At 70.1% G+C, this 25,523-nt stretch carries 23 protein-coding genes; 11 read left to right on the forward strand and 12 right to left on the reverse strand.

All coding sequences use genetic code 11. From position 1 onward, the window contains the following. Positions 1-24: 24 nt before the first annotated feature. The 5 genes from ABGI63_RS02095 (at position 25) to ABGI63_RS02115 (ending at position 6,415) form a co-directional block, all read left to right on the forward strand. Positions 25-921, forward strand: coding sequence for a LysR family transcriptional regulator (locus tag ABGI63_RS02095; RefSeq protein ID WP_349740806.1), 897 nt, complete (start codon positions 25-27; stop codon positions 919-921). A gap of 2 nt (positions 922-923) precedes the next feature. Then, positions 924-1,526, forward strand: a complete 603-nt coding sequence (locus tag ABGI63_RS02100) for a M15 family metallopeptidase (protein ID WP_349741694.1) — start codon at positions 924-926, stop codon at positions 1,524-1,526. An 8-nt stretch (positions 1,527-1,534) separates the two neighbouring features. After that, positions 1,535-2,584, forward strand: coding sequence for a S66 peptidase family protein (locus ABGI63_RS02105; protein WP_349740808.1), 1,050 nt, complete (start codon positions 1,535-1,537; stop codon positions 2,582-2,584). 71 nt (positions 2,585-2,655) lie between these two features. Further along, a complete protein-coding gene (locus ABGI63_RS02110) occupies positions 2,656-4,542 on the forward strand; it encodes an ATP-binding protein (protein ID WP_349740809.1) in 1,887 nt (628 codons plus the stop codon). A 22-nt stretch (positions 4,543-4,564) separates the two neighbouring features. Then, entirely contained in the window at positions 4,565-6,415 is a 1,851-nt protein-coding gene (locus tag ABGI63_RS02115) for an ATP-binding protein (protein WP_349740810.1), read from the forward strand. A 10-nt stretch (positions 6,416-6,425) separates the two neighbouring features. Here the strand turns inward: ABGI63_RS02115 and dacB are convergent, their stop codons facing one another. Continuing rightward, positions 6,426-7,862, reverse strand: coding sequence for a D-alanyl-D-alanine carboxypeptidase/D-alanyl-D-alanine endopeptidase (dacB, locus tag ABGI63_RS02120; RefSeq protein ID WP_349740811.1), 1,437 nt, complete (start codon positions 7,860-7,862; stop codon positions 6,426-6,428). A gap of 13 nt (positions 7,863-7,875) precedes the next feature. Further along, positions 7,876-8,784: an ornithine cyclodeaminase family protein gene (locus ABGI63_RS02125; protein WP_349740812.1), complete on the reverse strand. Its 909-nt coding sequence runs from the start codon at positions 8,782-8,784 to the stop codon at positions 7,876-7,878. 308 nt (positions 8,785-9,092) lie between these two features. On the opposite strand from ABGI63_RS02125, the gene ABGI63_RS02130 reads away from it, so the two are divergent. After that, positions 9,093-11,870, forward strand: a complete 2,778-nt coding sequence (locus ABGI63_RS02130; protein ID WP_349740813.1) for a TonB-dependent receptor — start codon at positions 9,093-9,095, stop codon at positions 11,868-11,870. A gap of 72 nt (positions 11,871-11,942) precedes the next feature. On the opposite strand, the gene ABGI63_RS02135 is transcribed toward ABGI63_RS02130, so the two are convergent. The 6 genes from ABGI63_RS02135 to ABGI63_RS02160 all read right to left on the reverse strand — a co-directional run bounded on the left by ABGI63_RS02135 (position 11,943) and on the right by ABGI63_RS02160 (position 17,828). Beyond that, positions 11,943-12,329 carry a hypothetical protein gene (locus ABGI63_RS02135; RefSeq protein WP_137943779.1) on the reverse strand — a complete coding sequence of 129 codons (387 nt, stop codon included), beginning with the start codon at positions 12,327-12,329 and terminating at the stop codon, positions 11,943-11,945. A gap of 92 nt (positions 12,330-12,421) precedes the next feature. Then, the gene (locus ABGI63_RS02140; protein ID WP_349740814.1) at positions 12,422-13,321 is read right to left on the reverse strand and encodes a S66 peptidase family protein; all 900 of its coding nucleotides are present in this window, start codon (positions 13,319-13,321) and stop codon (positions 12,422-12,424) included. Continuing rightward, positions 13,318-14,577 (reverse strand): D-amino acid dehydrogenase, encoded by a 1,260-nt coding sequence (locus tag ABGI63_RS02145; RefSeq protein WP_349740815.1) that lies wholly within the window; start codon positions 14,575-14,577, stop codon positions 13,318-13,320. The genes ABGI63_RS02140 and ABGI63_RS02145 overlap by 4 nt, the downstream gene beginning before the upstream one ends. Before the next feature lie 104 nt (positions 14,578-14,681). Continuing rightward, complete coding sequence (locus tag ABGI63_RS02150) at positions 14,682-15,869, reverse strand: amino acid aminotransferase (protein ID WP_349740816.1); 1,188 nt, start codon at positions 15,867-15,869, stop codon at positions 14,682-14,684. 30 nt (positions 15,870-15,899) lie between these two features. Next, positions 15,900-16,643, reverse strand: coding sequence for a substrate-binding periplasmic protein (locus ABGI63_RS02155; protein WP_349740817.1), 744 nt, complete (start codon positions 16,641-16,643; stop codon positions 15,900-15,902). Between the two features lie 84 nt (positions 16,644-16,727). Next, the gene (locus ABGI63_RS02160; protein WP_349740818.1) at positions 16,728-17,828 is read right to left on the reverse strand and encodes a DUF2332 domain-containing protein; all 1,101 of its coding nucleotides are present in this window, start codon (positions 17,826-17,828) and stop codon (positions 16,728-16,730) included. Positions 17,829-17,885: 57 nt separating this feature from the next. Here ABGI63_RS02160 and ABGI63_RS02165 point away from each other — a divergent pair, with 57 nt between their 5' ends. Beyond that, complete coding sequence (locus ABGI63_RS02165) at positions 17,886-18,548, forward strand: Crp/Fnr family transcriptional regulator (RefSeq protein ID WP_349740819.1); 663 nt, start codon at positions 17,886-17,888, stop codon at positions 18,546-18,548. On the opposite strand, the gene ABGI63_RS02170 is transcribed toward ABGI63_RS02165, so the two are convergent. Together ABGI63_RS02170 and ABGI63_RS02175 are read right to left on the reverse strand one after the other, a co-directional pair. Then, on the reverse strand, positions 18,538-19,026 hold the full coding sequence (locus tag ABGI63_RS02170; protein WP_137943773.1) for a glutathione peroxidase: 489 nt from the start codon (positions 19,024-19,026) through the stop codon (positions 18,538-18,540). The two genes, ABGI63_RS02165 and ABGI63_RS02170, sit on opposite strands and share 11 nt — an antisense overlap. A gap of 35 nt (positions 19,027-19,061) precedes the next feature. Then, positions 19,062-19,925: a DMT family transporter gene (locus tag ABGI63_RS02175; protein ID WP_349740820.1), complete on the reverse strand. Its 864-nt coding sequence runs from the start codon at positions 19,923-19,925 to the stop codon at positions 19,062-19,064. 227 nt (positions 19,926-20,152) lie between these two features. Here ABGI63_RS02175 and ABGI63_RS02180 point away from each other — a divergent pair, with 227 nt between their 5' ends. Continuing rightward, positions 20,153-21,115, forward strand: a complete 963-nt coding sequence (locus ABGI63_RS02180) for a hypothetical protein (RefSeq protein WP_349740822.1) — start codon at positions 20,153-20,155, stop codon at positions 21,113-21,115. A gap of 45 nt (positions 21,116-21,160) precedes the next feature. Here ABGI63_RS02180 and lplT read toward each other — a convergent pair whose 3' ends face one another. Beyond that, a complete protein-coding gene (gene lplT / locus ABGI63_RS02185; RefSeq protein ID WP_137945716.1) occupies positions 21,161-22,426 on the reverse strand; it encodes a lysophospholipid transporter LplT in 1,266 nt (421 codons plus the stop codon). Positions 22,427-22,594: 168 nt separating this feature from the next. Between lplT and alr the strand changes: the two genes are divergently transcribed. The 3 genes from alr to arfB are packed head-to-tail and all read left to right on the forward strand — an operon-like array spanning position 22,595 to position 24,608. Further along, complete coding sequence (gene alr / locus ABGI63_RS02190) at positions 22,595-23,713, forward strand: alanine racemase (RefSeq protein WP_349740823.1); 1,119 nt, start codon at positions 22,595-22,597, stop codon at positions 23,711-23,713. A gap of 5 nt (positions 23,714-23,718) precedes the next feature. Then, positions 23,719-24,207 (forward strand): acyl-CoA thioesterase, encoded by a 489-nt coding sequence (locus ABGI63_RS02195; protein ID WP_137945714.1) that lies wholly within the window; start codon positions 23,719-23,721, stop codon positions 24,205-24,207. Then, positions 24,204-24,608: an alternative ribosome rescue aminoacyl-tRNA hydrolase ArfB gene (gene arfB / locus ABGI63_RS02200; protein ID WP_349741696.1), complete on the forward strand. Its 405-nt coding sequence runs from the start codon at positions 24,204-24,206 to the stop codon at positions 24,606-24,608. Before ABGI63_RS02195 ends, arfB begins: the two co-directional genes overlap by 4 nt. On the opposite strand, the gene ABGI63_RS02205 is transcribed toward arfB, so the two are convergent. Then, on the reverse strand, positions 24,598-25,488 hold the full coding sequence (locus ABGI63_RS02205; RefSeq protein WP_349740824.1) for a DMT family transporter: 891 nt from the start codon (positions 25,486-25,488) through the stop codon (positions 24,598-24,600). The genes arfB and ABGI63_RS02205 overlap by 11 nt on opposite strands. Positions 25,489-25,523: the final 35 nt, after the last annotated feature.

Consider the following 25,523-nt stretch of genomic DNA (forward strand, 5'->3'; position numbering starts at 1 on the left):
CTGTCAGCACGCACGGGCCTGACCATGCGGCTGCGCCATATCGAGGTCTTCCACGCGGTGATGCAGGCCGGCACGATCAGCGGCGCCGCCCAGCTGCTGCATATCTCGCAGCCGGCCGTCACCAAGGTGCTGCAGCACTGCGAGCTGCAGCTGGGCATGGCCTTGTTCGACCGCGTGCGCGGCAAGCTCTATCCGACCCCGGAGGCCGAGCGCCTGTTCGTCGAGATCGACAAGCTCAACCGCGACCTCGTGGCGATCCGCCGCCTGGCCGCCAATCTGCGCAGCGGCGAGTCCGAGCAGGTGCGACTGGTCGCGACGCCGACCCTGGGCGCCTCGGTGATCCCGGCGGCAATGACGCATTGGTGCCGCGCCTACCCGGCCGGCCATTGCACGCTGGCCACCAACCACACGCGGGAAATCGTCTCGGCCCTGCTGCTGGGTGAGGCCGATCTGGCGCTGTCGCTACAGGACCCGCGCCACCCCGGCATCAAGACCGAGGTGCTGGCCAGCGGGCCGATGATCGCGCTGTGTCCCGTCGGCTCGCCCGAGGCGGCCGAGGACGGGCCGCTGCCGCTGGAGCAGATCCGCACCGAGCTGGTGGCGCTGCCGGCCGAGGACCCGCTGGGCAATGTGGTGATGAATGCCTGCGAGGCCCTGGGCCTGCAGCCGGTCAGCCGGCTGACGGTGCAGACCTACCAGCTGGCGCGCTCCCTGGTCGAGGCCGGCGTCGGCATGAGCATCGTCGACCCCTTCACCGCCGCCAGCGCCGACCGCAGCCGCGTGCGCCTGCGTCCGCTGGCCCCGGCTATTCCCGTGCAGCTCTATCTGCTGACCGCCGCCAACGCGCCGCTGGCGCAGAGCGCGCGCCGCCTCGTCAAGTACCTGGGCGAGGCCGCCAAACAGAACTTGGAAAGCCTGTGACGATGATTCCCTGCGAGAACGTGCCGGGCCACCCCGACTTCCGCGCGCTGCTGAGCATTCCCGGCATCGAGGTGGACCTGCGCTACGCCACGCGCGACAACTTCGTCGGCCGCAATGTCTATGGCGGGCTGGACTGCAGCTATCTGCGCCGCGAGGCCGCCGATGCGCTGGAGCGCGCCGCCGCCTGGCTGGCCGCCCACCGCCCCGGCTACCGGCTGCGGGTGCTGGACGCGCTGCGGCCGCAGCGGGTGCAGGAAGTCTTGTGGGCCGAGCTGCAGGGCACACCGCTGACCCTGTATCTGGCCAACCCCGAGCGCGGCTCCATCCACAGCTTCGGCATGGCGGTCGATGCAACCCTGCTGGACCCGCAGGGTCAGGAGGTCGATATGGGCTCGGGCTTCGACGAGATGGCGCTGACCTCGCACCCCGACCACGAGGCCGAGCATCTGGCGCGCGGCCTGCTGAGCGCCGCCCAGCTGACCGAGCGCGGCTGGCTGCGCGCGGCGATGCGCGAGGCCGGTTTCCAGGGCATCGCCACCGAATGGTGGCATTTCGACTTCGGCGACCGGGTCGCGGTGCGCCGCGACCTGCCGCGCGTTCTTTGAGGCAAGACATGACCCTGCCACGGCGCCAGTTTGCTCAGTCGCTGATCGCCGGCGCAGGACTGGCTACAGCCCCAGTACTGGCCCCGGCACTGCCCCAGGCCCGTCGCCCCGCGATCTACGCCAAGCGCCTGCAGCCCGGCGACACCATGGCCCTGGTCAGCCCGGCCAACGCCACTTACGAGCGCGAGCCCATCGCCATTGCCACCGAGGCCTTGCAAGCGCTGGGCTTCAAGGTCAGGCACGGTGCCCATCTGCGCGGCCGCTACGGCCAGTTCGGCGGCAGCGACGCGCAGCGCGCCGAGGACATCAACACCCTGTTCGCCGACCCGCAGGTGGCCGGCATTCTCGCGATGACCGGCGGCTCCGGCTGCAACCGCATCGTCGACCGGCTGGACTATGCGCTGATCGCGCGCCAGCCCAAGTTCTTCGGCGGCTTCTCGGACCTGACCAGCCTGGTCAACGCGATCCATCAGCGCAGCGGCCTGGTGACCTTTCATGCGCCGGTGGCGGGGTCGGAATGGAATGCCTTCAGCGTCGCGCACTTCCGCGCGCTGGTGATGGACGCCGAGGCCCCGCTGCTGAAAAACCCGACCGGCGAGCGCGGCGACCATCTGGTGCAGACCCAGGACCGCATCACGACCCTGCGCGGCGGCCGCGCGCGCGGCCCTCTGGTCGGCGGCAATCTGGCGGTGCTGGCCTCGCTGGTCGGCACCCCCTACTTCCCCGACTGCCGCGGCGCCATCCTCTTCCTCGAAGAGATCAACGAATACATCTACCGGGTCGACCGCATGCTGTCGACCCTGCGCCTGGCCGGCGTGCTGGAGCAGCTGGCCGGCATCGTGATCGGCAAGTTCACCAAATGCGAACCCGGCGACGGCTTCGGCACGCTGACCTTGGACGAGGTCTTCGACGACTATTTCCTGCCGCTGAAGGTGCCGGTCTATCGCGGCGCGATGATCGGCCACATCAAGCGCAAGTTCACGATACCGGTCGGCGCCGACGCCGAGATCGACGCCGACGCCGGCACACTGCAGATCCTGAGGCCGGTGGTGACCTAGGGTCTGCCTCAGCCAACGGCCCGGCGCAATGGCGCAGAATCGACCTGAGCTCCAGCATCACGAACAGGTCCATGTCCGAGCGCAGTGCCAGCCCCTCATCGCCCGAGGCCCGCGCGCGCTGGCTGCAAGGCCAGCGCGAGGCCTATCTGGCCGAGCCCTGCGCCGCTGATGTGCTGATCGAGCCGGCGCGCGCCTTGCTCGATCAGGTGCTGGCCGAGGGGCCCAGCGACTTCGCGGTCGATCTGGCCCAGCACCTGGCCGAGATGCTGGGCGAGCTGTGGCGCTCGGAGCAGATCGAGGCGGTGCTCGATCCGGTGCTGCCCTGGCTGCTGGCCGGCCATGGCTCGCTGAGCAGCCGCGTCGCGGCGCTGTCGCTGCGCTGCCGCATGCATCTGCGCTTTGGCCGCCTGAGCGAGGCGCTGGCCCTGCTGGAGCCGCTGACGGCGCTCAGCGAGGCCAGCCCGCAGCCGGCCGACCAGGCGCACCGCGCCCGCGTGCTGGGCCAGGCCCTGTCGGCCCAGCGCGAATGGCGGCGCGCGATCGCCTGCATGCGCGAGGCCTTGCGGCTGGCGGCCAGCGGCGGCGATGGCGGGCGCTGGGTGGATCTGCTGGTGTCGATCTCGGTGGCGCACCGCGCTTTAGGTGAGCCCGAGGCCCAGCTGGCGGCGCTGCGCGAGGGCGCGCAGATGGCGATGGCGCAGCGGCGCTGGATCGCGGCGGTCAACAGCTGGTCCGGTGTGGCCGAGGAGAGCCTGGCCCGCGAGGACGAGGCGGCCGCCGAGGCCGCGCTGCTGGAGGGCCGGCGCTGCCTGGCGCTGGCCGGCCCCGGGGCCGAACGCATCGTCAAGGAGCTGCTGGCGGCCGAGGCCTTGCTGGCGGCCCGGCGCGGCGAGTTCGCACGCGCGGTCGAGCTGATGCAGCAGGTGGTGGCGCAGAGCCGGCAATGGTCGATGCGGCGTCAGGTGGCGCGGCGCATCCGCCAGACCGTGCCCTGGCTGCTGCAGGACGGCCGGGCCGCGGCAGCCTGCGCGGCGCTGGAGCAGGCCCACGCGTTGGAGCTGGAGGAGGTCAGCGAGGCCGGCCGCCAGGACGCCGCCGCCCAGCTGCAGCGCGCCGAGCTGGCCCATGCGCGCAGCCAGCAGGCCCATAGCGAGACCCATGCGCTGGAGCTGGAGGCCAAGAACGGCGCGCTGGAGCAGGCGCTGGCGCTGCAGCGCGAGCTGCAGGCCGAGCTGCTGGAGGCCGGCAAGCTGGCCAGCCTGGGCCAGCTGCTGGCCGGCATGGCGCATGAGCTGAACACCCCGCTGGGCACCGCGCTGACCGCGCTGAGCACGGCCGCCGACCTGAGCCGCGCGCTGGGCAGCTGCGTGGCCGGCGGGGCCGTGTCGCGCAGCCGTTTCCTCAGCGATCTGCACAGCTGCGAGCAGGGCGCCGAGCTGGCACGGCGCAATATCGAACAGGCCCTGGCCCTGGTGCAGGCCTACCAGGCGGCCGGCCAGGCCCCCGATCTGCCGCGCCGCCTGCGCCTGGACACGCTGGTGCGCTCGGCCTGGGAGCGGGCGCTGAGCCCCGGCACCCGGCTGTGCCTGGAGCTGGACGCGGCGCTGGAGCTGCACACCCATGCCGAGGCCCTGGGCGAGGTGCTGGTGCAGCTGTTCCAGAACGTCGAGCGCCATGCCTATGCGCCCGGTGCGCCGGGCCATGTGCGGGTGCAGGCCGGCGTGCGCGAGGGGCAGGCGCGGCTGCTGGTGCAGGACCAGGGCGCCGGCATCGCGCCGGAGTTGCTGCCGCGCGTCTTCGATCCCTATGTGTCCAGCCAGTTCGGCCGCGGGCGCAGCGGCCTGGGCCTGTTCATCGCGCAGGCGGCCGTGATGCAGCGCCTGCGCGGCCGCATCCGCGTCGAGAGCCGGCCGCGCCAGGGCTGCCGCTTCGAGATCGAGTGGCCGGTGTCTGCCTGAGCTGCAGGCAGAATCACTCGACATGAGCCCTGCAGACTCCCTCTCCGACTGGCTGGCGCAGCAGCGACCGCGCTATCTGGCCCAGCCCACGCTGGCGTCCGAGCTGGTGGAGCCGGCGCTGCAGTATTTCGCGGCGCTGCCGCCCGAGCCGGCCAGCGCGGCCGGGGTCGATCTGGCGCTGCTGCTGGTGGAGCTGCTGACCGAGACCATGCGCTATCCGGAGCTGGACGCCTTGGTCGCCAGCGCCCTGCCCTGGGCCGAGGCCCTGGGCGACCGGGCGGCACAGAGCACGCTGCAGGTGGCGCTGGGCCGCAGCCATGTGCGCGGCGGCCGCTTCGAGCCGGGCCTGCAGGCGCTGGAGCGCGGCATGGGTCTGGCGCGCGCCGATGGCAGCCCCGCCCTGCTGGCCCAGGCCCTGATGCAGCTGGGCTTTGCGCTGCAGCGCCTGCAGCAGTTCGAGCGCTCGATCGCGGTGCGCCGCGAGGCGATCGCGCTGTGCCGCGCCAGCGGCGATGCCGGCCCCTGGGCGCAGATGTTTGTCGGCATCGCGCAGTGCGAGCGCGCGCTGGGCCGGCCGGCGGCGGCGCTGGCCGCGCTGGACGAGGGCGTGGCCGTCAATGCCGCGCAGCAGCGCTGGGGCGCGGCGGCCAATGCCTTGTCCGGCGTGATCGAGGAGAAGGTCGCGCTGGGCCAGCTGGAGGCGGCCGCCGCCGATCTGGCGCGCGGCTTCGACTATGTGGCCCGCGGCGGCGACAAGGTCTCGATGGCGCGCACCGAGATGCGCTGCGCCGAGGGCGTCTGGCTGGCGGCCAGCGGCCGGACCGAGGCGGCGGTGCAGGCCTTGCAGGAGGTGCTGGCGCATTACGAACAGCGCCATGCGCTGCCGCAGATCTCGCGCCGGCTCAAGCAGCTGGCGCCGCTGCTGGCCCGGCTGGGTCGGGTCGACGAGGCCCTGGCCGCGCAGGCGCGCGCCTACGAGCTGCAGCTGGACGATGTGCGCGAGGCCGCCCGACAAGACCTGACCCTGCATCACCAGCGCCTGCAGCTGGAGCATGCCCAGGCCGAACGACTCAGCGCCGAGCAGCATGCGGCCGCCCAGGCCGAAGGCATGCGGCGCCTGCAGGCGCTGCAGCAGCGCCTGGTCGAGGCCGGCAAGCTGGCCAGCCTGGGTGCCCTGGTGGCCGGTGTGGCCCATGAGCTGAACACCCCGCTGGGCTCGGCGCTGACGGCCGCCAGCACCGCCGCCGAGCAGCTGCAGCAGCTGGCCGGCGACAGCGCGGCCGGCCGGCTGACGCGCAGCCAGTTCGAGCGCCTGCTGCAGCAATGCCAGCAGTCCTGCGCGCTGGTGACGCGCAGCCTGGAGCGCACCATCGCCCTGCTGTCCAGCTACGGCAAGCTCAGGGTCGATGCGGAGCCGCGCCAGCCGGTGCAGCTGGCGGCGCTGCTGCAGTCGATCTGGCAACGCGGCCGGGCCGAGGATGGCGAGGAGGCGCTGCAGCTGCGGCTGGACTTCGACCCCGACCTGCGCGCCATGGTCGCGCCCGAGGCCCTGGGCGAGGTGCTGACCCAGCTCTTCGACAACGCCCGCCAGCACGCCTACGGCGGCGGGCCCGGCGAGCTGCGGGTCGAGATCGACGCCGCCGCCGGGACACTGCAGCGCCTGCGCGTGCGTGATGCCGGCGCCGGCATCGCGCCCGAGCTGCTGCTGCGCATCTTCGACCCCTATGTCTCCAGCCAGTTCGGCCGCGGCCGCAGCGGCCTGGGTCTGTTCATCGCCTATGTGACCTGCAGCCAGCGCCTCGGGGCACGGCTGAGCGTGGACAGCGAACCGGGCCGTGGCAGCTGCTTCGAGATCGAGTGGGCGCCCGCCTGAGCCGCCGCGCTCAGCGCCGCGCCAGCCACTCGATCAGCGCATCCAGCACCGGCCGCCCCTTGGCTGCGGCTTGCTCGTCGTTCAGCAAGGCCACCACCACCCACAGCCGGCCGCGAGCATCAGGCAGATAGCCGGCCAGCGCCATCGCATTGCGCAAGGTGCCGGTCTTCAGGCGTGCCCGGCCCTCGGCCGGCCCGCCCTTGAAGCGCCGCGCCAAGGTGCCGTCGACGCCGGCCACCGGCAGGCTCACCAGCAGCTCGGGGCCATGGCGGCCGCGCTGGGCCGCTTGCAGCAGGGCCGCCAGCTGGGCCGGCGTGATGCGCTCGCTGCGCGACAGGCCGGAGCCGTTGTCCAGCACCAGGCCCTGGTCGGCAATGCCCTGCTCGGCGAACCAGGCCCGCACCACGCGCTCGGCCGCCACCGCCGTGGGCTCGCCGGGCGCCGCTGCGGCCGCACCCAGGCGCAGATAGGTCAGCCGGGTCAGCGCGTTGTCCGAGCGCTTCATCATCGGAAACAGGTCCTCGATCAGCGGCCGGCCCTGGTGGCTGGCCAGCACGACGGCGCCGGCCGGCGTCGCGGCCTCGCGGTCCGGGCCCTCGATCACGCCGCCCAGCTCGCGCCAGAGCTGGCGCAGGGACTGCGCCGCCAGCCATTGGCGGTCGACCAGATTGAGATCGGGCGCGACGCGGCAGTGCTTGGGAAAGGCACCGCGCAGGAAGACGACCTCGCCGCCCGCATCGCGGCCGAGCTCGGGCACCCGCCAGTCGCGCTCCCAGTCCTTGCAGGACCGCTCATTGAGCGTCAGCCGGCTGGTGTCGACCCGCATGCCGGGCCAGGCCGGGAACAGCCGGGCCTGCACCCGCTCGCCGTCGGACTGCAGCAGGTAGCGCAGCAGCTGGCCGTTCAGGTTCAGCGCATCGGGGATCACGTTGTAGGGGAACTCGGGCGCCTCGTCGAAGGGCGCGGCACCCAGGTCCGCACGCGCCGGATGGAAGAGCTGGCGGTCCACCACCAGGCCGCCCTGGATCTCGCGCACGCCCTGCTCGCGCAACTGGCGCAGCATCAGCCCCAGCGCCCCCCAGTCGAGGTCGCTGTCGGCGCCACCGCGCAGATACAGCGGGCCGGCCAGCCGCTCGCCCTGCGGCGCGGCCTCGGCCAGCAGCTCGCTGCGACCACGGCTGTGCGGGCCCAGCCGGTCCAGCGCGACGATGGCCGTCACCAGCTTCATCGCCGAGCCGGGTTGCATGGAGCGATCCGGCTGCAAGCGCAGGCCCTGCTCCGGCGCGTCGAGCGCAAAGGCCACGACGCCCAGCGCGCTCTCGGGCATGCCGGCAGCGTCCAGCGCCGTCCTGACCTCGGTGGGCAGCGCCGGCGCGGCGGGCTCCAGGCTGGCGCAGCCGGCCAGGCTCAGCGCAGCGAGCAGCAGGCTCAGGGATATCTTCCACATCGTCGCGGCCTCCTCAGCCGGTCGTCAGGGACTGATGGACCAGGCGTGCCAGCGCCACGTCTTCCAGCCCGATGCCCACGCTCTTGTAGACGGTGATGGCCTGCGGGTCGTGCGGTCGCGGCGCGGCCAGCAGGCTGCCCAGCTCGATCAGGCGCTCGGGCGCGATCACGCCGGGTGCGGCGCGCACCAGCTCGCCGGCCTCGGCCCGGGCGGCCGGCAGCCACTCGACCACGATGGCCGCCGCTCGCGCCAGCAAGGTGTCGTCCAGCTCGCGCGCCGCCGGCTTGCTCGAACCGACCGCCGCGACCAGGGCGCCGGGCCGCACCAGGGCGCCGTCAAACAGCGGCTCGCTGGCGCGGGTGCAGGTGACGATGACATCGCCCTGGGCGGCGGCGCTGGCGGCATCGACAAGCTCGGCCCCGAGCTCGGCGGCAAAGGCCTCGCCACCGCTGCGCGCGCACACCAGCACGCGCTCGAACCGGCGCAGCCCGCGCAAGGCCTGGGCATGGGCGCGCGCCTGGATGCCGGCGCCGAACAGGGCCAGCACCCGGGCGTCGGGCGCGGCCAGCGCGTCGACCGCCAGCGCCGTGGTGGCCGCCGTGCGCAGCCGGGTCAGCTCATTGGCCTCCAGCGTGGCCAGCGGCGCGCCGCTGGCGCTGTCGAACAGCGTGATGACGAACTGGAACTGGCCGTTGTGGGTCGAGTAGACCTTGGTGCCCAGCACATCGCCCTGCACAGCGCCCATCGCGCTGACCATCAGCGCCGCGCCATCGGCGGCACTGGCACCGGCTCGGCCGCGCGCCAAGACGGCGGCCCGGCCTTCGGCCAGTTGGACAAAGGCCTGGCGCAGCGCCGCGTGGACGGCGGCGGCCGGGGCCAGGCTCAAGGCCTGAGCGACCTGGGCTTCGGTGATCAGCAGCATGGGTGGGCTCGATGGATTCAGCAGCCCGCCGACTTTATCGGCACCGCGCGCCCCGGGACGCCGCCTGCTCATAACTTATTGCGCCCCCACCCGAGCCGGCAGGAATGGCCCGGCAGACGCGACAATCCCGGCCCGCATTCCAACAGGTTATATGCGGGCGACAAGCATTCATCGGGGCCCGCGCAACAAACAGGTGCCAGCCCTATGGTGGCAAACCCGGGGTGTGCTTGATCATGAATGCAGTCAGCAATCCATCCATCGTTCGGGGGCGCTCCAGCAGCGCCGCACAAGTCAAAAAAGGAGTAACCGTGAAACTGAAGAAACTCGCGCGCAGTCTTGCGCTGATCGGTATCGGCGCCCAATTCGTTGGCATGGCTTGGGCGCAAGGGGCGTCCGAAGTCCAGAAGGTGGAGCGCGTCGAGATCACGGGCTCCAGCATCAAGCGCATCGCCAGCGAGGGCGCGCTGCCGGTACAGGTCATCAGCAAGGAAGACATCCAGCGCGCCGGCATCTCCAGTGCCGAGCAGCTGATGGAGTCGCTGGCGATCAGTGGCACCGGTCTGGACAATATGACCTCCCAGGTCGGCATCATGTCGACCGCCGAACGCGGCAACAACGGCGCCGCCAGCGCCAATCTGCGCGGTCTGGGCGCCGGCAGCACCCTGGTGCTGCTGAACGGCCGCCGCACCTCGGTGCACGGCCTGAAGGGCGGCGCGGTGGATCTGAACTCGATCCCGATGGCGGCGGTCGAGCGCGTTGAAATCCTGACCGATGGCGCCTCCGCGATCTACGGCACCGATGCGATCGGCGGCGTCATCAACTTCATCCTGCGCCGCAACTACAGCGGCGCCGAGGTCCGCATGTTCACCGACCTGCCCACCGAGGGCGGTGGCAGCATCACCACGGTGTCTCTGCTGGGCGGCAAGGGCGATCTGCAGAAGGACCGCTACAACATCCTGGTCAACCTGTCCTTCGACGACCAGGACAAGCTGATGCCGGGCCAGCGCAACTTCGTCAACGGCTATCAGCCGGCTCGCGGCATCGCGCCCGAGACCGTCGGCACGCCCTTCGCATCCCAGGTGGTCGGCACCGGCAGCGCGCTCCAGAACTTCACGCTGGCCGGCAGCGGTGCCAACAACAAGAACACCGCCAACCTGCTGAGCCTGCAGGGCAACTGCGATAGCGGACCGGGCATGATGCAGTACCGCGCCGATCTGTGGACCAGCAATGTCGGCCGTACCCATGGCTGCACCTACGACTACAACGGCGCGGCGGTGCTGATCCAACCGGTGCAGCGGCAGAATCTGGTGTCGCGCGCGATGTTTGCGATCAACGACGAGACCACGGCGATTCTGGAATTCGTCAACTCCCGCACCACCTCGCGCAAGTCCTTCGAGCCGGTGCAGATCAACAACTCCACGCTGGCCTTCCGCAATTCGAATGGTGGCAAGGGCGCCTACTACCCGGTGAACGGCCCCTACTACCAGGATCTGACCGGCCTGGTGCCAGGCTTCGACAAGACCAAGGGCATTGCCTATGCCTGGCGTTGCGTGGAGTGCGGTGACCGCATCATCGAGACCGAATCCGAGGCCAGTCGTCTGCTGATCGGCTTGGAGGGCAGCCTGAAAGGCTGGGACTACAAGCTGGGTGTCTCCACCGCCGAGAGCGAAGCCAAGTCCCAGTTGGCCGGTGGCTATATGTTCTTCGACAAGCTCGCCGCAGCCATGGCGTCCGGCAAGCTCAATCCCTGGCTGAAACCCGGCCAGACCCAGACGCCCGAGGCCATGGCCCTGCTGGCCGGCGCATCGGCCACCGGCACCACCTTGTACGGCGGCAAGTCCAAGCTGAGCCAGGTCGACGGCACCATCACCGGCGATCTGTTCACGCTGCCGGCCGGTCCGGTGGGCGCGGCCTTCGGTTTTGACCTGCGCCGCGAAACCTACAACTTCAACGGCAGTGCCGACCTGATCTCGAATGTGTTCCTGGCGCCGGGCGATGGCTCGATCAAGCCAGGCAAGCGCGACATCAAGGCCTTGTTTGCAGAGCTCGCGATCCCGATTTTCAAGAACCTGGAAGCGACCATCGCGGTCCGTCACGACGAGTACAGCGACTTCGGCGGCACCACCAACCCGAAGTTCGCGCTGCGCTACCAGCCCTTGAAGTCGCTGATGTTCCGCAGCTCCTACACCGAGGGCTTCCGCGCGCCCAGCTTCAACCAGCTGAACAGCCCGACCCTGGAATCCCAGACCACCAGCGACCGGGTCGACCCGGTGATGTGCCCGGCCAACCCGGGCAACCCGCTGTACTGCACACCCAAGCGTTATGCAGTGTTTGCGGGCGGCAATCCCGATCTGCAGCCCGAGACCGCCAAGATGGCGACCTTCGGCGTGGTCTTCGAACCCACCGACTGGATCACCGCCAGCGCCGACTTCTGGAAGGTCGAACGCGTCGGCCGCATCCTGGCCTTGACCGACACCCAGGTGCTGGACAACCCAAGCCAGTTCCCCGGCAGCTTTGGGCGCGCGCCCGATGGCAGCCTTGTGGCCATCCGTGCAGGCCTGATCAACGCCGCCGGCGACATCGCCCAGGGCGTCGATCTGGCCCTGACCTTGCGCGGCGCGCTGGCCGGCGGCCGTGTGACCGGGCGCATCGGCGGCACCTATATGGACAGCTACAAGACGCGCACGCTGGAGAGCCAGCCCTATGTGGACATGGTCGGCAAGTTCAGCAGCCGCGATCTGTATATGCGCTGGAAGCACAACGCCAGCCTCAGCTACACCCGCGGCCCCTGGAGCGGCACGGTGTCGCAGACCTACTCCGATGGCTACGAGGACGATGTCTCGGGTCGCACCATGCCCTCGACCTTCAACCCCAAGGTCAAGGCCTACCTGCGCCACAACCTCTCGACCAGCTACGAGGGCTTCAAGAACACGACGATCACGCTGGGTATCAAGAATCTGTTCAACCGCGATCCCTCGTTCTCGGCTCACCACCCCGACAATGTCGCGGGCGCGGGCTGGGACGCGCGCGTCGGCGACCCGCGTGGCCGCGCACTGACGGCCGCGATCAGCCACAAGTTCTTCTGATCACGGGCCCGGCGACGGCCGGGCATCGAGCGAGAAGCCCTCACGGCGCAAGCGGTGAGGGCTTTTTTCCCCTCAGTTCGCCAAGCTGATCGTCGAGCCCACCACGCCCTCGGCATTCAGGATCTCCAGCTGGTCGCCCTGGCGGCGCACGGTGAAGCAGCCTTCCTTGCCCTCGCGCATCTTGCGCCAGATCGTGCAGTAGCCCTTGTCGTCGAGGCGCCAGGTGCCGCTGTCATTGCCGCCCGGATAGAAGAGCTGCATCGTGCCGTCGGCGCGCATCTCCCATTGGGTGACTACGCCGCTGGCCTTGATGGTCGAGCGGTGCTTCTTGCCGACCAGGGTCTGCTGGATCTCCTGCGGCGTTAGCAGTCCGTCCTGGGCCCAGCAGACCGGCGCAAATAGCGGGGCGAACAGCGCTGCGGCCAGTCCGAGCGCACGTGTGGGATGGTGGGGCAGCATGGCGATCTCCCGGACATCAATGGGACAAGGCTGCCATTCTTGCGGCCGGGCGGCCGGCCGCCATCCCCAGAACAGCGTAGCGCGCGGCCCGCTCAGAGCAGGGTCAGGCAGCCTGCCGCGACATCCATCTCGACCTGCAAGCCCAGCGGCAAGGCGATATGCGGACGGCAATGGCCCGAGGGCCAGCCGGCCAGCATCGGTTTGCCCAGCGGGCTCAGCAGATCGGCCAGCACCGCGTCGGGCGATTCGGCGTCGCTGAAGCTGCCGATCAGGAAGCCGGCCGCCGCGTCGAGCACACCGGCTTGGCGCAGCTGCACCAGCAGGCGGTCGACCCGGTACGGCGCCTCGCCGACATCTTCGATGAACAGGATCGCGCCCTCGGCGCGCGGCGCCCAGGGTGTGCCGAGCAGGGCCGCGAAGACCGCCAGATTGCCGCCGATCAGGCGGCCCGCCGCGCGCTCACCCTGGTTCAGGCCATGGACCGGCAGGGCCGGTGCGATCTGCTCGCCGGCGCTGAAGCCCCGATGCAGCAGGCTGAACAAGGCATGGGCGTCAGCGCTCGCGTCGGCGTCGAGCAGGTTGGAGGCGGGCATCGGCGCATGCAGGCCCGGCAGCCCCAGCCCGTCGCGCAGCCCGTGCAAGGCGGTGATGTCGCTGAAGCCGATCAGCAGCTTGGGGTGACGGCGCAGCAGGTCGGTGTCGATCCGCTCCAGCAGCCGCGCGCAGCCATAGCCGCCGCGCAGCGCCAGCACCGCGTCGACCTCGGGGTCGGCGAAGGCGGCATGCAGATCGGCCAGGCGCTGCGCGTCGCTGGCGGCCAAATAGTCCAGATGCGTGGGGCCGGCGCAGCCGGGAAACAGCTTGGCCTTGAAGCCATGGGCGGCCAGCAGGGCCGGCACCTGCTCCAGGCTGCCCGGGGCGGGCGGGCCGGCCGGCGCGATCAGGCCCAGCGTCGCGCCGAAAGGCAGCGCGGGGATCAGCCGAGCGCTCATGCCGGCAGCCGCAGGCCGTCCAGCGCGATCGGGCTGGGCCGGCCGGAGATCAGCTCGGCCAGGATGCGGGCCGAACCGAAGGAGAAGGTGAAGCCCAAGGCGCCATGGCCGACATTGAGCCAGAGATTGCGCACCGGGCTGGCGCCCAGGATGGGCGCGCCGCTGGGCGTGGCCGGGCGCAGGCCGGCCCAGGTGCTGGCGGCCTCGTAGTCGGCAGCCAGCGGGAACATCGCCCGCACCGCGCGCTGCAAGGAGGCGATGCGCTGCGGATCGATGCGGGCATCGTTGCCAACCAGGTCCACCATGGCCGCCACGCGCAGCTGCTCACCGATGCGGGCGTACAGCACCTTGCGCTCGAAGTCGGTCACGCTGACCTCGGGCGGGCGATGCTGGGCGCCGATCGGCGCGGTCAGGCTGTAGCCCTTCAGCGGATAGATCGGCAGGTTCAGGCCGGCACTCTTGCCCAGGCCGCGGCTGTGCAGGCCGGCGGCCAGCACAAAGGCATCGGCCGGCAGCTCGCCGGCATCGGTCTGCAGCGCCACCGCCCGGCCTTGCGAGAGCACAAAGCCCTGGGCCTGCGCCCGCACGACGCCTTGGAACTGGCCATGCCGAGCCAGGCGCTCGGCCAGCTGCAGGCACAGCCGGTGGCAGTCGGCCACGGCCTCGCCCTCGGTGAAGATGCCACCGGCCAGCTGGGCATCGCCGTCGGCCAGCGCCGGCTCCAGCGCCACGCATTCCTCGTGGCTCAGTGCCCGCTCGGCCGCGTCACCATGAGCGCGCACGCGCGCGGCCACCCGTGCGAATTCATCGGGCTTGCGGTAGACCACCAGCTTGCCGGGCGCACGCAGCGCGATGTCGTCGGCGTCGAGGCGGGCGCTGCGATGCAGCTCGGCGAACGCGGCCTGGCTCAGCGCGCCGAGCTCCAGCAGCCGCGCCGTCGTGCGGCGGTTCACCGGGCCGCGGCAGGCGCGCAGGAATTGCAGCATCCAGGCCCATTGATGCCAGCGCAACTCGGGCTTGAAGCGCAGCGGCCCGTCGGCATCGAGCAGCCAGCGCAGCGCCTTCAGCGGCACGCCCTCGTCGGCCAGCGGCGAGACATAGCGGTAGCTGAGCTGGCCGCCGTTGGCACGGCTGGCCCCTGAGGCCAGCGCGGCTTCGCGCTCCAGCAGTGTGACCTTATGGCCGCGCTCGGCCAGGGCCCAGGCGGTCGTCAAGCCGACCACCCCGCCCCCGATCACCACAATATATTGACTCATCCCGACTCTTGGACACTGATCTGCCGGCAGAGTAAGGACAAGCCGGGCTCAGGACCAATGAAAGCGCGAGCGCCGCCTATAACCTGGCCACATGTGGCCCGGCGTCAGCCGAGCACGGCGGCCATCGCCACGGCCGTGGCCTCGACATTCTTGCTGTTGAGCCCGGCCACGCACATGCGGCCCGAGCGCACCAGATAGACGGCGAACTCGTTCTTCAGTCGGTCCACCTGCTCGGCCGACAGGCCGGTGTAGCTGAACATGCCGCGCTGGGTCAGGAAGTAGTCGAAATTGCGGCCCGGCTGCTTGGCGCTGAGCACCTCGAACAGGCTGTTGCGCATCGCCATGATGCGCTGGCGCATCTCGGCCACCTCGCCCTCCCACAGCGTCCGCAGCGTCGCATCGCTGAGCACGCGGGCCACGATCTGGCCGCCGTGCAGCGGCGGGTTCGAGTAGTTGCGGCGGATCATGAATTTCAGCTGGCCCAGCACGTTGACGGCCTGGGCCGCGTCGGGGCAGACCACGCTCAGCGCGCCGCAGCGCTCGCCATACAAGCTCATGCTCTTGGAGAAGCTGTTGGCGACGAAGAAGGACAGGCCGGCGTCGGCCATCGCGCGGATCGCGAAGGCGTCTTCCTCGATGCCCTCGCCATAGCCCTGGTAGGCCAGGTCCAGGAAGGGCAGTAGCTCGCGCTCGGCCAGCACCGGGATCAGCTCGTCCCACTGCAAGGGGGTCAGGTCGACGCCAGTCGGGTTGTGGCAGCAGGCGTGCAGCAGCACGACACTGTGCTTGGGCAGCGCACGGATGGCTTCGAGCATGTCGGCGAAGCGCACACCGCCGGTCTTGGCGTCGTAATAGGGATAGGTCTTGACCGCTATGCCCGAGCCTTCGAACACCGCGCGGTGGTTGTCCCAGGTCGGATCGGAGACATAGATGGCGCTGTCGGGGAAGTAGCGCTTGATGAAATCGGCGCCGACCTTCAGGCCGCCGCTGGAGCCCACGCTCTGGATCGTCACCGTGCGTGCGCGCACCGGATGGTGCTCGCCGAACAGCAGGGCCTGCACCGCGCTGCGGAAATTGGCCGCGCCCTCCATCGGCAGATAGGGCCTGGCCCCGGCCTCGGCCACCACGGCCAGCTCGGCGCGACGCACCGAGTCCAGCATCGGGATGCGGCCGTCGTCATCGAAGTAGATGCCGATCGACAAATTGATCTTGCCCGCGCGCTCGTCCTTCTGGAAGGCTTCGTTGAGGCTCAGGATGGGGTCGCCTGCGTAGGCGTCGACGTGCTTGAACATGGTGTGCAACTCCAATCGGGACAGCCGGCATTATGGGCCGGCCCGCAGGCCGTAGCGCTCCAGGATGCGGCGCCAGGCGCCGTCCTCGCGCATCGCCAGGAAGGCGCGCTCCAGTTCGGCCTGGCGGGCCAGCCAGGGCGAGGCCCGCGCCAGCACCACATGGGGCGGCTCGCCGGCGAGCAGCCAGGGCTGTTTGATCAGGCCCAGCCCGGTTTCGCGCAGCAGCAGATCGCCCTCGCGCTCCGGCGCCACCGCGATGTCGAGCCGGCCGCGCGCCACCATCTCCAGCGCCGCCCGGTAGTCGTTGACCTCCTGGCGCTGCAAGCGGGTATCGGCATCGAAGGCGCGGCCGTAGCGCTTGCCGCGATGCACGGCAATGCTGCGGCCGCCCAAGTCGTCCAGGCTGCGCACCGGCGCGGCATCGGGCCGGGTGTAGAAGGCCTTGTCCTCGCTGGGCAGCACGATGCGGGTGTAGCTGAGAAAGAGCTCGCGCTCCGGCGTGCGCAGCGGGCCCAGCATCAGATCGGCCTCGCCCTGCTCCATCAGCTTGAAGGCCCGTGCCGACGGCACCTCGGCATAGCTGACACGCCAGCCCAGGCGGCGCGCCGCCTCGTTCATCAGATCGTAGTAAAGCCCGGTCGCCCCACCCTCGGCAAAGATGCGGAACGGCGGATCGGCGCTGCCCACCACACGCAGCAGCGCCGGCTGGGCCTGCAAGGCCGGCAGCAAGAGCAGCGCACTCAACAGCAGACAACAGTGACGGCGGACTCGCATCGTGGCGGGTGGATCTCCCTGACGATCCAGCATACAGGCCGGAGTCTGCTTTGCCGGCGCGCGCCACTGACAACTCTTACAGGGTCACCCGCGAATCGGTGGGGCCAGCCAGCGCAGCCAGCGACCGTGCGGATGCGAGCAGGCCAGCGCCGCCTGGCACAGGGCGCCGGCGGCCCATTGCAGGGTCCACAAGGTGTCGCTGGCTCCGCAAGCCGCCGGCAGCGCCAGCCCCGGCGGGCGCAACGGCGCGGCCTCGGCGCTGAGCCAGATCAGGCCGCGCTCGCGCAGCAGGTGCTTGACCTCGGCGCGATGCCGGGCCAGCGCTGCGCTATCGAAATAGCTCAGCACCCAGCTGTTGAACAGCACCGGCTGCACGCCGCTCGGCAGGCCGTCCAGCCAGGGCTCGATCTCGGCCAGGCAGTCCTCGGCCCGGCGCAGCGGATGGGCGGCCGTGCGCGCCAGCACCAGGGCCTGATCGAGCCGGCGCGCGCGCTCGCGGTCATGCGGCCACAGGCAGGCGCGCAGCCAGCGCACCGCAGCCTCGTCCCGCACATCGATGGGCGCCGGGTCCAGGCCCAAGCGGCTGTGCAGCCGCCAGGGCTTTAGCGGCGGCGGCGCTGCATCACCGAGCCAGTCGCAGCCGATGGTCGGCCGCTCGGCGGCCGCCGGCGCGCCGAGCGCAAAGCCGCCGTAGTCATAGCGGTAGGCGTCGACGCCCAGATTCAGCCCGGCGCTGCAGCCGAAGTCCAGCAGGGCCAGGTCTTGCCGGCCGCTCAGCGCGCTGATGTGCTGCAGCGCCGGCCACAGCACCGCGCAGCGACCGATCTCGTTGGTCTGGGTGCTGCGCGAGCGCAGCTGCGCGACCAGCGCCGACCGCTGCCGGCGCACGAAGTCCAGCAGCCGGACCGGCAGCTCGGCATCGGGCAGGCGGGTGCCGCCGACGCTGGGGTAGTAGGCGGCCAGCCCATGATCCGCGCCAGAGAGAATCCGTTCGTGCAGCGCCGCCAGCAGCAGATTGGGCCGGCGCTGCGTGGCCGGCGCCTCGGCCATCAGGGCCAGCAGCTCGGGCGAATCGGCGACGCTACGGCAGATCGCCACATAGAGCGGGTCCTGCGGGCATTCGACCTCGGCGAAGTGACGGTACTGAGCCGCCCATTGATCCAGTGTCTGGCTTTCTTCATTCATGACGCAAGCCTAAGGCCGGGCCGCCGCGATCAATGTCGGGTACCCGACAATTGGGCCATGTCAGACGATCTGCCGACCCTGCTGCGCGCCAACTTCCCGGCGCTGACGCTGAGCGCCCTCCCGTGCTCGAGACTGAACAGCCTGGTCACCGAGCGCAGGCTGGCGCACGGCCGCAGCCTGTTCGTCCAGGGCCAGTCGACCGCCGCCTTCTATGGCCTGGCCGAGGGCGAGATCGAGACCCGCTTCACCGCAGCCGATGGCACGATCTCGGTGCTGGAACATGTGCAGCCGCCCCAGCTCTTCGGCCTCGCCGCCTTCGCCACCGGCCGGCCCTCGGCCTACGAGGCGCTGGCACGCCGGCCCAGCCGGCTATGGGTGTTCGGCCCGCAGGCCTATCGGCTCCTGATGGATGAGGTGCCGGGTTTTGCCCGCGCCCTGCTCAGCGAGTTCGCCCAGCGCTACGCCGGCACCCTGGGTCTGCTGGAGGCCTCGCGCCACCGCAGTGCGGCCCAGCGCTTCGGCCTGGCCCTGGCCCAGCTGGCGCGGGAGCGTGCCGACGGCCCGCCCGATGCCGACGGCTGGCAGGCCATCGCCGCTACCCAGGCCGATCTGGCCGCACTGGCCAGTCTGTCGCGCCAGACCGTCAACGCGCTGCTGCGCGAGGCGGTGGCCGAGGGGCGGCTGCGCAGCGGCTACCGGCGCCTGTGGCTCAGATCTTGAGCGCCGCCTCGATGTCCTCGCGCAGCTTCTCGGGCGCGTCATTGGGCGCGTAGCGCTTGATCACCTGGCCGTCGCGGCCGACCAGAAACTTGGTGAAGTTCCATTTGATCGCCTCGGTGCCGAGGATGCCGGGCTTCTCTCCCTTCAGCCATTTCCACAAGGGGTGGGCCTCGGCGCCATTGACCTTGATCTTGGCCATCATCGGGAAGCTGACGCCGTAGTTGAGCTCGCAGAAGGAGGCGATCTCCTCGTTGCTGCCGGGATCCTGGCCGCCGAACTCGTTGCTGGGGAAGCCGACCACGACCAGGCCGCGTGCCGCATAGTCTTCCCAGAGCCGCTCCAGCCCGGCGAACTGCGGCGTGAAACCGCAGGCGCTGGCGGTGTTGACGATCAGCAGCACCTTGCCGCGCTGGCTGGCCAGATCGGCCGGTTCGCCCTTGATGGACAGGGCCTGGAAGTCGTAGACGGTCTGGCTCATGGCGGTCTCCTCGGGTCTGGGCGCCAGATGCTAGCTCAATGGCCGCTGTTGCGCTCAAGCGCCGCCAGCACGGCGGCCGCGACGATGCAGGCGCCGCCGATGGCGGTCTTCAGGTCCAGGCTGCCGCCGCCCAGCCAGAGCGCCGAGATGGCCGCCGCCGGCACCTCGACCAGCATCACGATGGCCGTCACATTGGCCGGCAGCCGCCCGGCCCCGTACTGCAGCGCCAGGTTCGAGAAGAAGAACAGCACGGCCATGCCGGTCAGCGGCAGCAGCCAGATCCAGCCCGGCAGGCTGGGCCAGGGCACCAGGCCTTGGGCCCCCATCAGCAGCGCCGCCGAACCGGCCACCAGCACGCCGCCGCTGAACATCGCCAGCGCCCGGGCATGGGCGCCCCGGTGTGATTCGCGCTTGAGCATCACATTGTTCAGCGCGAAGGTGAAGCCGCCCAGCACGCCCAGCCAGTCGGCCAGGCCGGAGGGCAGCGGGAAACCGCCCGCCTCGGGCGCCAGCACCACGGCCGCCCCGCCCAGCGCCAGCGCCATGCGCAGCAGGGCCAGCGCGGTCAGCCGTTCGCCCAGGATCAGCCGCGCCAGCAGCACGGCCCACAGCGGCATCAGATAGAACAGCAGCACCACCCGCACCACATCGCCCAGCGCCACGCCCCAGTTGAAGGCGGTATTGGTGGCGCCGGCGGCCAGCATGATCAGCCACAGCGAGGGGGTGCCGAGGAACTCGCGCCAGGCACGGCCGGCGCTCAGGCTGATGACGCCCAGCGAGATCAGATAGAGCGTCACCGTGGCCCACAAGGGGTGCAGGCCGGCGGCCTGGAACTGCCGGAACGGCCACCAGGAAAGCCCCCAGATCAGGGCATTGAAGATCAGCGCGAGGTAGGCCAAGTGAACAGAAGCGGCTAGGGGTAGGCAAGCCCGGTTGGCTGGCCGCAACATCCTGGCCCAAAGCACGGGGAAAACTCTGCAAATTGCTGGCTAGACGGTGCGCCGCCAGCCAACAATGCCCAGGGTTTATAGCATGGCGAAATGCCGGCCCTAGGCCTTCCAATCGGCGGGCGCACGCGGGTCGCCCCGGCGCGCCGGCACCAACACTATCTATGGGAGAACAGCTCTTGGATCATCTGGCCTGCTTCACGCCGGGGGACTTGCGGTCGAACCCGGCGCCCACACTGGACGGCTATCGCTGGCGTTTGCTGGCGCAGGGGGACTCCTGGTTCTCGAACGCCGCCGCCAAGCTGGATGCCCATGCCAATCTGCTGCAGGAACTGGTCTTCAAGCAGCCGGCGGCGGCCGTCAACTGCGCCGGCCAGGGCGAGGGCCTGGCCCATCTGGTCGATCTGCAGGCCCAGCCCGATTTCGTGCGGCTGCTGACCGGCGCCGACGCGCCGGCCTGGGACGGCGTGCTGCTGTCGGTGGGCGGCAATGACCTGATCGCCGCCGCCCGCGTGCTGGCCCACCCCGAGACCCGCCCCGGGCAAGACCCGACCCCGGCGGCCGAGCTGACCCCGCTGCAGCTGCGCCTGCTGCGCCACCAGACCGAGTGGGGCCCGCCCTCGCACGGCGTGGCGCGCTATTTCTCGGAGCCGGGCTGGCAGACGCTGGCGGCCTATCTGAGCGCCAATCTGCGCCATCTGCTGAGCCTGCGCGACCAGGGGCCGGCCGCCGGCAAGCCGGTCTTCATGCACTGCTATGCGGTGCCGATGCCGCGTCCGGCCGGCACCGAGGGCGCCGGGCCCTGGCTGTACCCGGCCTTCAAGGCCTACAACATCCCCAGTGCCGACTGGGCGGCAGTCAGCCGCCTGATGGTGATGCATCTGGCCCAGCTGCTGAAGGGCCTGGCGGCCGATACGGCGGCCTACCCGGGCCTGCATGTGTTCGACTCCACCGCCGTGCCGCTGGCCCTGGCCACGCCCGGCAGTGCCGGCATCAGCGGCGACTGGCACAACGAGATCCACCTGAACCACAGCGGCAGCTTCAAGATCGCGCGGGCCTGGTCGGAGCATATCGAGGCGGTGCTGGACCGCGCGGGTCTGCCGCTGCCGCGCAGCCCGGCCCAGTCCCGGGCTCGCTCCTGAGCCAGTTCTAGGTATCCGGTCGTCGGCAGACGGCCGGGCCTGGCCTCAGTGGCAGTCGCTGCGCGCCAGCTTCAGCAGGCGTTCCAGTTCCTCGGGGTGGCGCAGGCAGTTGTTGTGGTGCCAGCGCTTGATCAGCCACATCGTGCCGGCGACGACGATGCCGAAGATCGTGATCGCGCCGAAGGCCGACATGCCGAACTTGGTCATGCCGGTGTAGAGCGCGCCCAGGCCCAGGATGCAGGCCTGCTCGTTGAAGTTCTGCACCGCGATCGAGCGGCCCGCGCCCATCAGGTTGTGGCCGCGATGCTGCAGCAGCGCATTCATCGGCACGACCAGGAAGCCGCCGATGCCGCCCAGCACGATCAGAAAGGGTGCGGCCACCCAGACATTGCTGATCACATTCATCAAGATCACCAGCAATCCCATCGCGATGCCCAGCGGGATCACCGCGGTGGCGCGCTCCAGCCGCATATACATCGAGGCGACGACGGCACCGACCGCCGTGCCTATCGCGACCACGCCGACCAGGCTGGAGGCCTGGGTCGTGCCATAGCCCAGCGCGGCGGCGGCCCAGGCCAGCACGATGTAGCGAAGATTGCCGGAAACGCCCCAGAACAGCGTCGTCGTGGCCAGCGAAATCTGACCCAGCTTGTCCTGCCAGAGGCGGGAATTGCAGTTGGCGAAATCGCGCACCAGGCCCAGCGGCCCCAGACCCACCGGCTGCAGCGGCGCGTCGGTGCGCGGGATGCGCAGATTGAACAGGGCCGCGATCACATACAGCCCGACCAGGCTGGCGATCGCCGCCTGCGGCGCGCTGTGGATGCCGGGCAGGCCGAGGCTCAGCAGCCAGGCCGAGGCATGCGGGCCGACCAGCTGCCCGCCCAGCAGCACGCCCAGGATGATGGAGGCAATCGTCAGCCCCTCGATCCAGCCATTGGCCTTGACCAGCTGGGAGGGTGGCAGCAGCTCGGTCAGGATGCCGTACTTGGCCGGCGAGTAGGCCGCCGCACCCAGGCCGACGATGGCATAGGCCATCAGCGGATGGCTGCCGAACAGCATCATCAGGCAGCCGACGACCTTGATGCTGTTCGAGTAGAACATCACCTTGCCCTTGGGCACCGCGTCGGCAAAGGCACCGACAAAGGGCGCCAGGATCACATAGAACAGCGCAAACATCGGCACCAGGGCGGCGCGCTGCCACTCCGGCTCGCCCGAGGTGCGCAGCAGTTCCACGGCGGCGACGAACAGCGCGTTATCAGCCAGCGAGCTGAAGAACTGCGCCGACATGATGGTGTAGAAACCTTTTTTCATCTGCCCGTGAGTGAACTGCGTAGAAATGCTGCGGGAACTGGGGCCAGCCTGGCCCCCGGAAGCAAAGTTTCACAAATGGGCAAGAGCGCGGCTTTATAGCATGCACCCCTTTTGGGGGACAGCGGGCCTGCACCATCGGCGTGCCGGGGCGATGCCACAATTCGGCCCATGCCGCGTCCTATCGAAGCCCTGATCCATGTCCCCGCCCTGGCCCACAACCTCGCCCGCGCCCGCGCCTGCGCGCCGGACGCCAAGGTCTGGGCCGTCGTCAAGGCCAATGCCTATGGCCACGGCCTGGCCGCGGCCTATGAGGGCCTGCGCGGCGCCGACGGCTTCGCGCTGCTGGATCTTGCCGAGGCCCAGACCCTGCGCGAGCTGGGCTGGCGCGGTCCCATCCTGCTGCTGGAAGGCTGCTTCGAGACCCGCGATCTGGAGCTGTGCTCGCGGCTCAAGCTCTGGCATGCGGTGCACTGCGAGCAGCAGATCGACTGGCTGGCGATGCACAAGACCCATGAGCCGCACCGCGTCTTCCTGAAGATGAACAGCGGCATGAACCGCCTGGGCTTCACCCCCAGCGCCTTGCGTGCCGCCTGGAACCGGCTCAACGCCCTGCCCCAGGTCGACGAGATCTCGCTGATGACGCATTTCTCCGACGCCGATGCGAATCGCCTGGGCGGCGACGGCATCGCCCACCAACTGGCGGCCTTCGACGCCGTCGCGGCCGACCTGCCCGGCGAGCGCTCGGTCAGCAACAGCGCCGCCACCTTGCGCCACACGGCCCGGGTGCGCAGCGACTGGGTGCGCGCCGGCGTGATGAGCTATGGCGGCGTGCCGGACTACCCCGAGCACGACGCCGCCCACTGGGACCTGCGCCCGGCGATGACGCTGCGTTCCAAGATCATCGCCATCCAGAACCTGCAGCCCGGCGACACGGTCGGCTACGGCAGCAGCTTCACCGCCGCGCGGCCGATGCGCATCGGCATCGTCGCCTGCGGCTATGCCGACGGCTATCCGCGCCACTGCCCCAGCGGCACGCCCATCCTGGTCGGGGGCCAGCGCACGAGCACGGTGGGCCGGGTCTCGATGGACATGCTGGCGGTCGACCTGAGCGAGCTGCCAAACCCCGATTCGGCCGGTTTCGGCAGCGAGGTGACGCTGTGGGGCTGCGGCCCCAAGGGCGCGGTGCTGGCGATCGACGAGGTGGCCAAGGCCGGCGGCACGATAGGCTACGAGCTGATGTGTGCGCTGGCACGAAGAGTGCCTGTGACGATTCAACATATGGAGTGAATCAGATGGACATGCCCGCACATCAACTCAGCATGACGGTCCTGATGACGCCGGACATGGCCAATTTCTCCGGCAATGTGCATGGCGGCACCATCCTGAAGCTCCTGGACCAGGCCGCCTATGCCTGCGCCAGCCGCTATGCCGGCCGCTATGTCGTGACCCTGTCGGTCGACCAGGTGATGTTCCGCCAGCCCATCCATGTCGGCGAGCTGGTGACCTTTCTGGCCTCGGTCAACTTCACCGGCAGTTCCTCGATGGAGATCGGCATCAAGGTGGTGGCCGAGAACATCCGCAGCCAGATCGTGCGCCATGCCAACAGCTGCTTCTTCACGATGGTGGCGGTCGACGACGCCGGCAAGCCGGCCAAGGTGCCGCCGCTGAAGCCGGTGACGCCGGACGAATGCCGGCGCTTCGCCTCGGCCCAGCTGCGCCGCGAACTGCGCCAGGAGCTGGAGCAGCGCTTCCAGCAGATCCGTCAGCCGGGGGCTTGTTGAAACTCGACTGGCAGCCACAGCCCTGGGAACTGGAGCTCAGCTTCATCCGCGCCCAGGGGGCCGGCGGCCAGAACGTCAACAAGGTCTCCAGCGCCGTCCATCTGCGCTTCGACATCCAGCGCTCCAGCCTGCCGGTGCTGATCAAGGAACGGCTGCTGCACTTAAGCGACCAGCGCATCAGCGGCGAGGGCGTGGTCGTGATCAAGGCCCAGGAGCACCGCAGCCAGGAGATGAACCGTGCCGACGCGATCGAGCGCCTGGTCGCCCTGGTGCAGAGCGTGGCCCACACGCCGAAGGCACGCCGCGCCACCAAGCCGACCTATGGTTCGCAGCAGCGCCGGCTGCAGGGCAAGTCGCTGCGTTCGGGCATCAAGGCCGGGCGGGGCCGGGTCACCGAGTAGCGACGCGCGTCGCGAAGTACAGGCTAACCAGGCTCAGCCCCATGCCGGCCAGCGACATCGCCGTCGGCTGCCAGCCCTCGAAGACCGCCGAGATCAGCAGCGCGATCACCGGGATCACGACCCCGGTCAGCGCCGCCCGCGCCGGCCCTTGCGCCTGGGCCAGCTTGAAATACAGCACGAAGGCGAGCACCGAGCCGAACACCGCCAGATAGAGCAGGGACAGCAGATAGGCCGGTCGGGTGTCGAACTGCAGGCCGGCCCCGCTGCCCAGCGACAGCGCCAGCAGGAAGAGCGCGCCATAGCCCATGCTCCAGGCCAGGATGGGCACCAGGGGCAGCTGGCGCCGGGTCAGGGTCAGGGTCAGCACATTGCCTATGCAGGCGCACAGCACCGCCAGCAGGCCCAGGCCCAGACCGAGCGCCGCCGTCGGCCGCGCGCCGGTGGCGGCGATCTCGGGCCAGAAGATCAGCACCACGCCCAGCACCCCGCCGCTGGACGCGAGCAGAAAGCGCCGCGTCACCGTCTGGCCGAAGAACAGCCGGCCCGACAGCGCATTGCCGAACACCATCAGCGAGAACAGCACGGCCACCAGGCCGCTGGGGATGTGGCGCTCGGCCTCGTAGACCGACCAGTAATTGCCGCTGTACTGCACGATGCCGGTGGCCGCCATCAAGAGATGGGCCGAGGCCGGCAGGCCCAGGCTCTCGCCGCGCCAGCGCGCCAGGGCCACCAGCAACAGGGCCGCCAGCGCAAATCGCCAGGCCACCGAGTTCAGCACCGGCACCGGCGAGGCCAGCTGGTAGAGGATCACATGCCAGGTGCTGGCCCAGATCAGCGTGGGAATCCAGAACAGCCAGCGTTGCTGCGCGATGGTGGGCATCAAAAAATCGGGCCGCCCGATTGCCAAGGCGCCGG

Origin of the sequence: Roseateles cavernae, from assembly GCF_040187885.1 — a bacterium.
GTDB classification, from domain to species: Bacteria; Pseudomonadota; Gammaproteobacteria; order Burkholderiales; family Burkholderiaceae_C; genus Roseateles_E; species Roseateles_E cavernae.

Excerpts from the sequence above, each read along its gene's own strand:
- ABGI63_RS02150 (WP_349740816.1), bottom strand. The coding sequence starts at position 15,869 with ATGTTCAAGCACGTCGACGCCTACGCAGGCGACCCCATCCTGAGCCTC.
- ABGI63_RS02140 (WP_349740814.1), bottom strand. The coding sequence starts at position 13,321 with ATGAGCGCTCGGCTGATCCCCGCGCTGCCTTTCGGCGCGACGCTGGGC.
- dacB (WP_349740811.1), bottom strand. The coding sequence starts at position 7,862 with ATGTGGAAGATATCCCTGAGCCTGCTGCTCGCTGCGCTGAGCCTGGCC.
- ABGI63_RS02165 (WP_349740819.1), top strand. The coding sequence starts at position 17,886 with ATGTCAGACGATCTGCCGACCCTGCTGCGCGCCAACTTCCCGGCGCTG.
- ABGI63_RS02155 (WP_349740817.1), bottom strand. The coding sequence starts at position 16,643 with ATGCGAGTCCGCCGTCACTGTTGTCTGCTGTTGAGTGCGCTGCTCTTG.
- ABGI63_RS02105 (WP_349740808.1), top strand. The coding sequence starts at position 1,535 with ATGACCCTGCCACGGCGCCAGTTTGCTCAGTCGCTGATCGCCGGCGCA.
- ABGI63_RS02115 (WP_349740810.1), top strand. The coding sequence starts at position 4,565 with ATGAGCCCTGCAGACTCCCTCTCCGACTGGCTGGCGCAGCAGCGACCG.
- ABGI63_RS02160 (WP_349740818.1), bottom strand. The coding sequence starts at position 17,828 with ATGAATGAAGAAAGCCAGACACTGGATCAATGGGCGGCTCAGTACCGT.
- lplT (WP_137945716.1), bottom strand. The coding sequence starts at position 22,426 with ATGAAAAAAGGTTTCTACACCATCATGTCGGCGCAGTTCTTCAGCTCG.
- ABGI63_RS02095 (WP_349740806.1), top strand. The coding sequence starts at position 25 with ATGCGGCTGCGCCATATCGAGGTCTTCCACGCGGTGATGCAGGCCGGC.
- alr (WP_349740823.1), top strand. The coding sequence starts at position 22,595 with ATGCCGCGTCCTATCGAAGCCCTGATCCATGTCCCCGCCCTGGCCCAC.
- ABGI63_RS02100 (WP_349741694.1), top strand. The coding sequence starts at position 924 with ATGATTCCCTGCGAGAACGTGCCGGGCCACCCCGACTTCCGCGCGCTG.
- ABGI63_RS02145 (WP_349740815.1), bottom strand. The coding sequence starts at position 14,577 with ATGAGTCAATATATTGTGGTGATCGGGGGCGGGGTGGTCGGCTTGACG.
- ABGI63_RS02170 (WP_137943773.1), bottom strand. The coding sequence starts at position 19,026 with ATGAGCCAGACCGTCTACGACTTCCAGGCCCTGTCCATCAAGGGCGAA.
- ABGI63_RS02125 (WP_349740812.1), bottom strand. The coding sequence starts at position 8,784 with ATGCTGCTGATCACCGAAGCCCAGGTCGCTCAGGCCTTGAGCCTGGCC.
- ABGI63_RS02110 (WP_349740809.1), top strand. The coding sequence starts at position 2,656 with ATGTCCGAGCGCAGTGCCAGCCCCTCATCGCCCGAGGCCCGCGCGCGC.
- ABGI63_RS02195 (WP_137945714.1), top strand. The coding sequence starts at position 23,719 with ATGGACATGCCCGCACATCAACTCAGCATGACGGTCCTGATGACGCCG.
- ABGI63_RS02205 (WP_349740824.1), bottom strand. The coding sequence starts at position 25,488 with ATGCCCACCATCGCGCAGCAACGCTGGCTGTTCTGGATTCCCACGCTG.
- ABGI63_RS02135 (WP_137943779.1), bottom strand. The coding sequence starts at position 12,329 with ATGCTGCCCCACCATCCCACACGTGCGCTCGGACTGGCCGCAGCGCTG.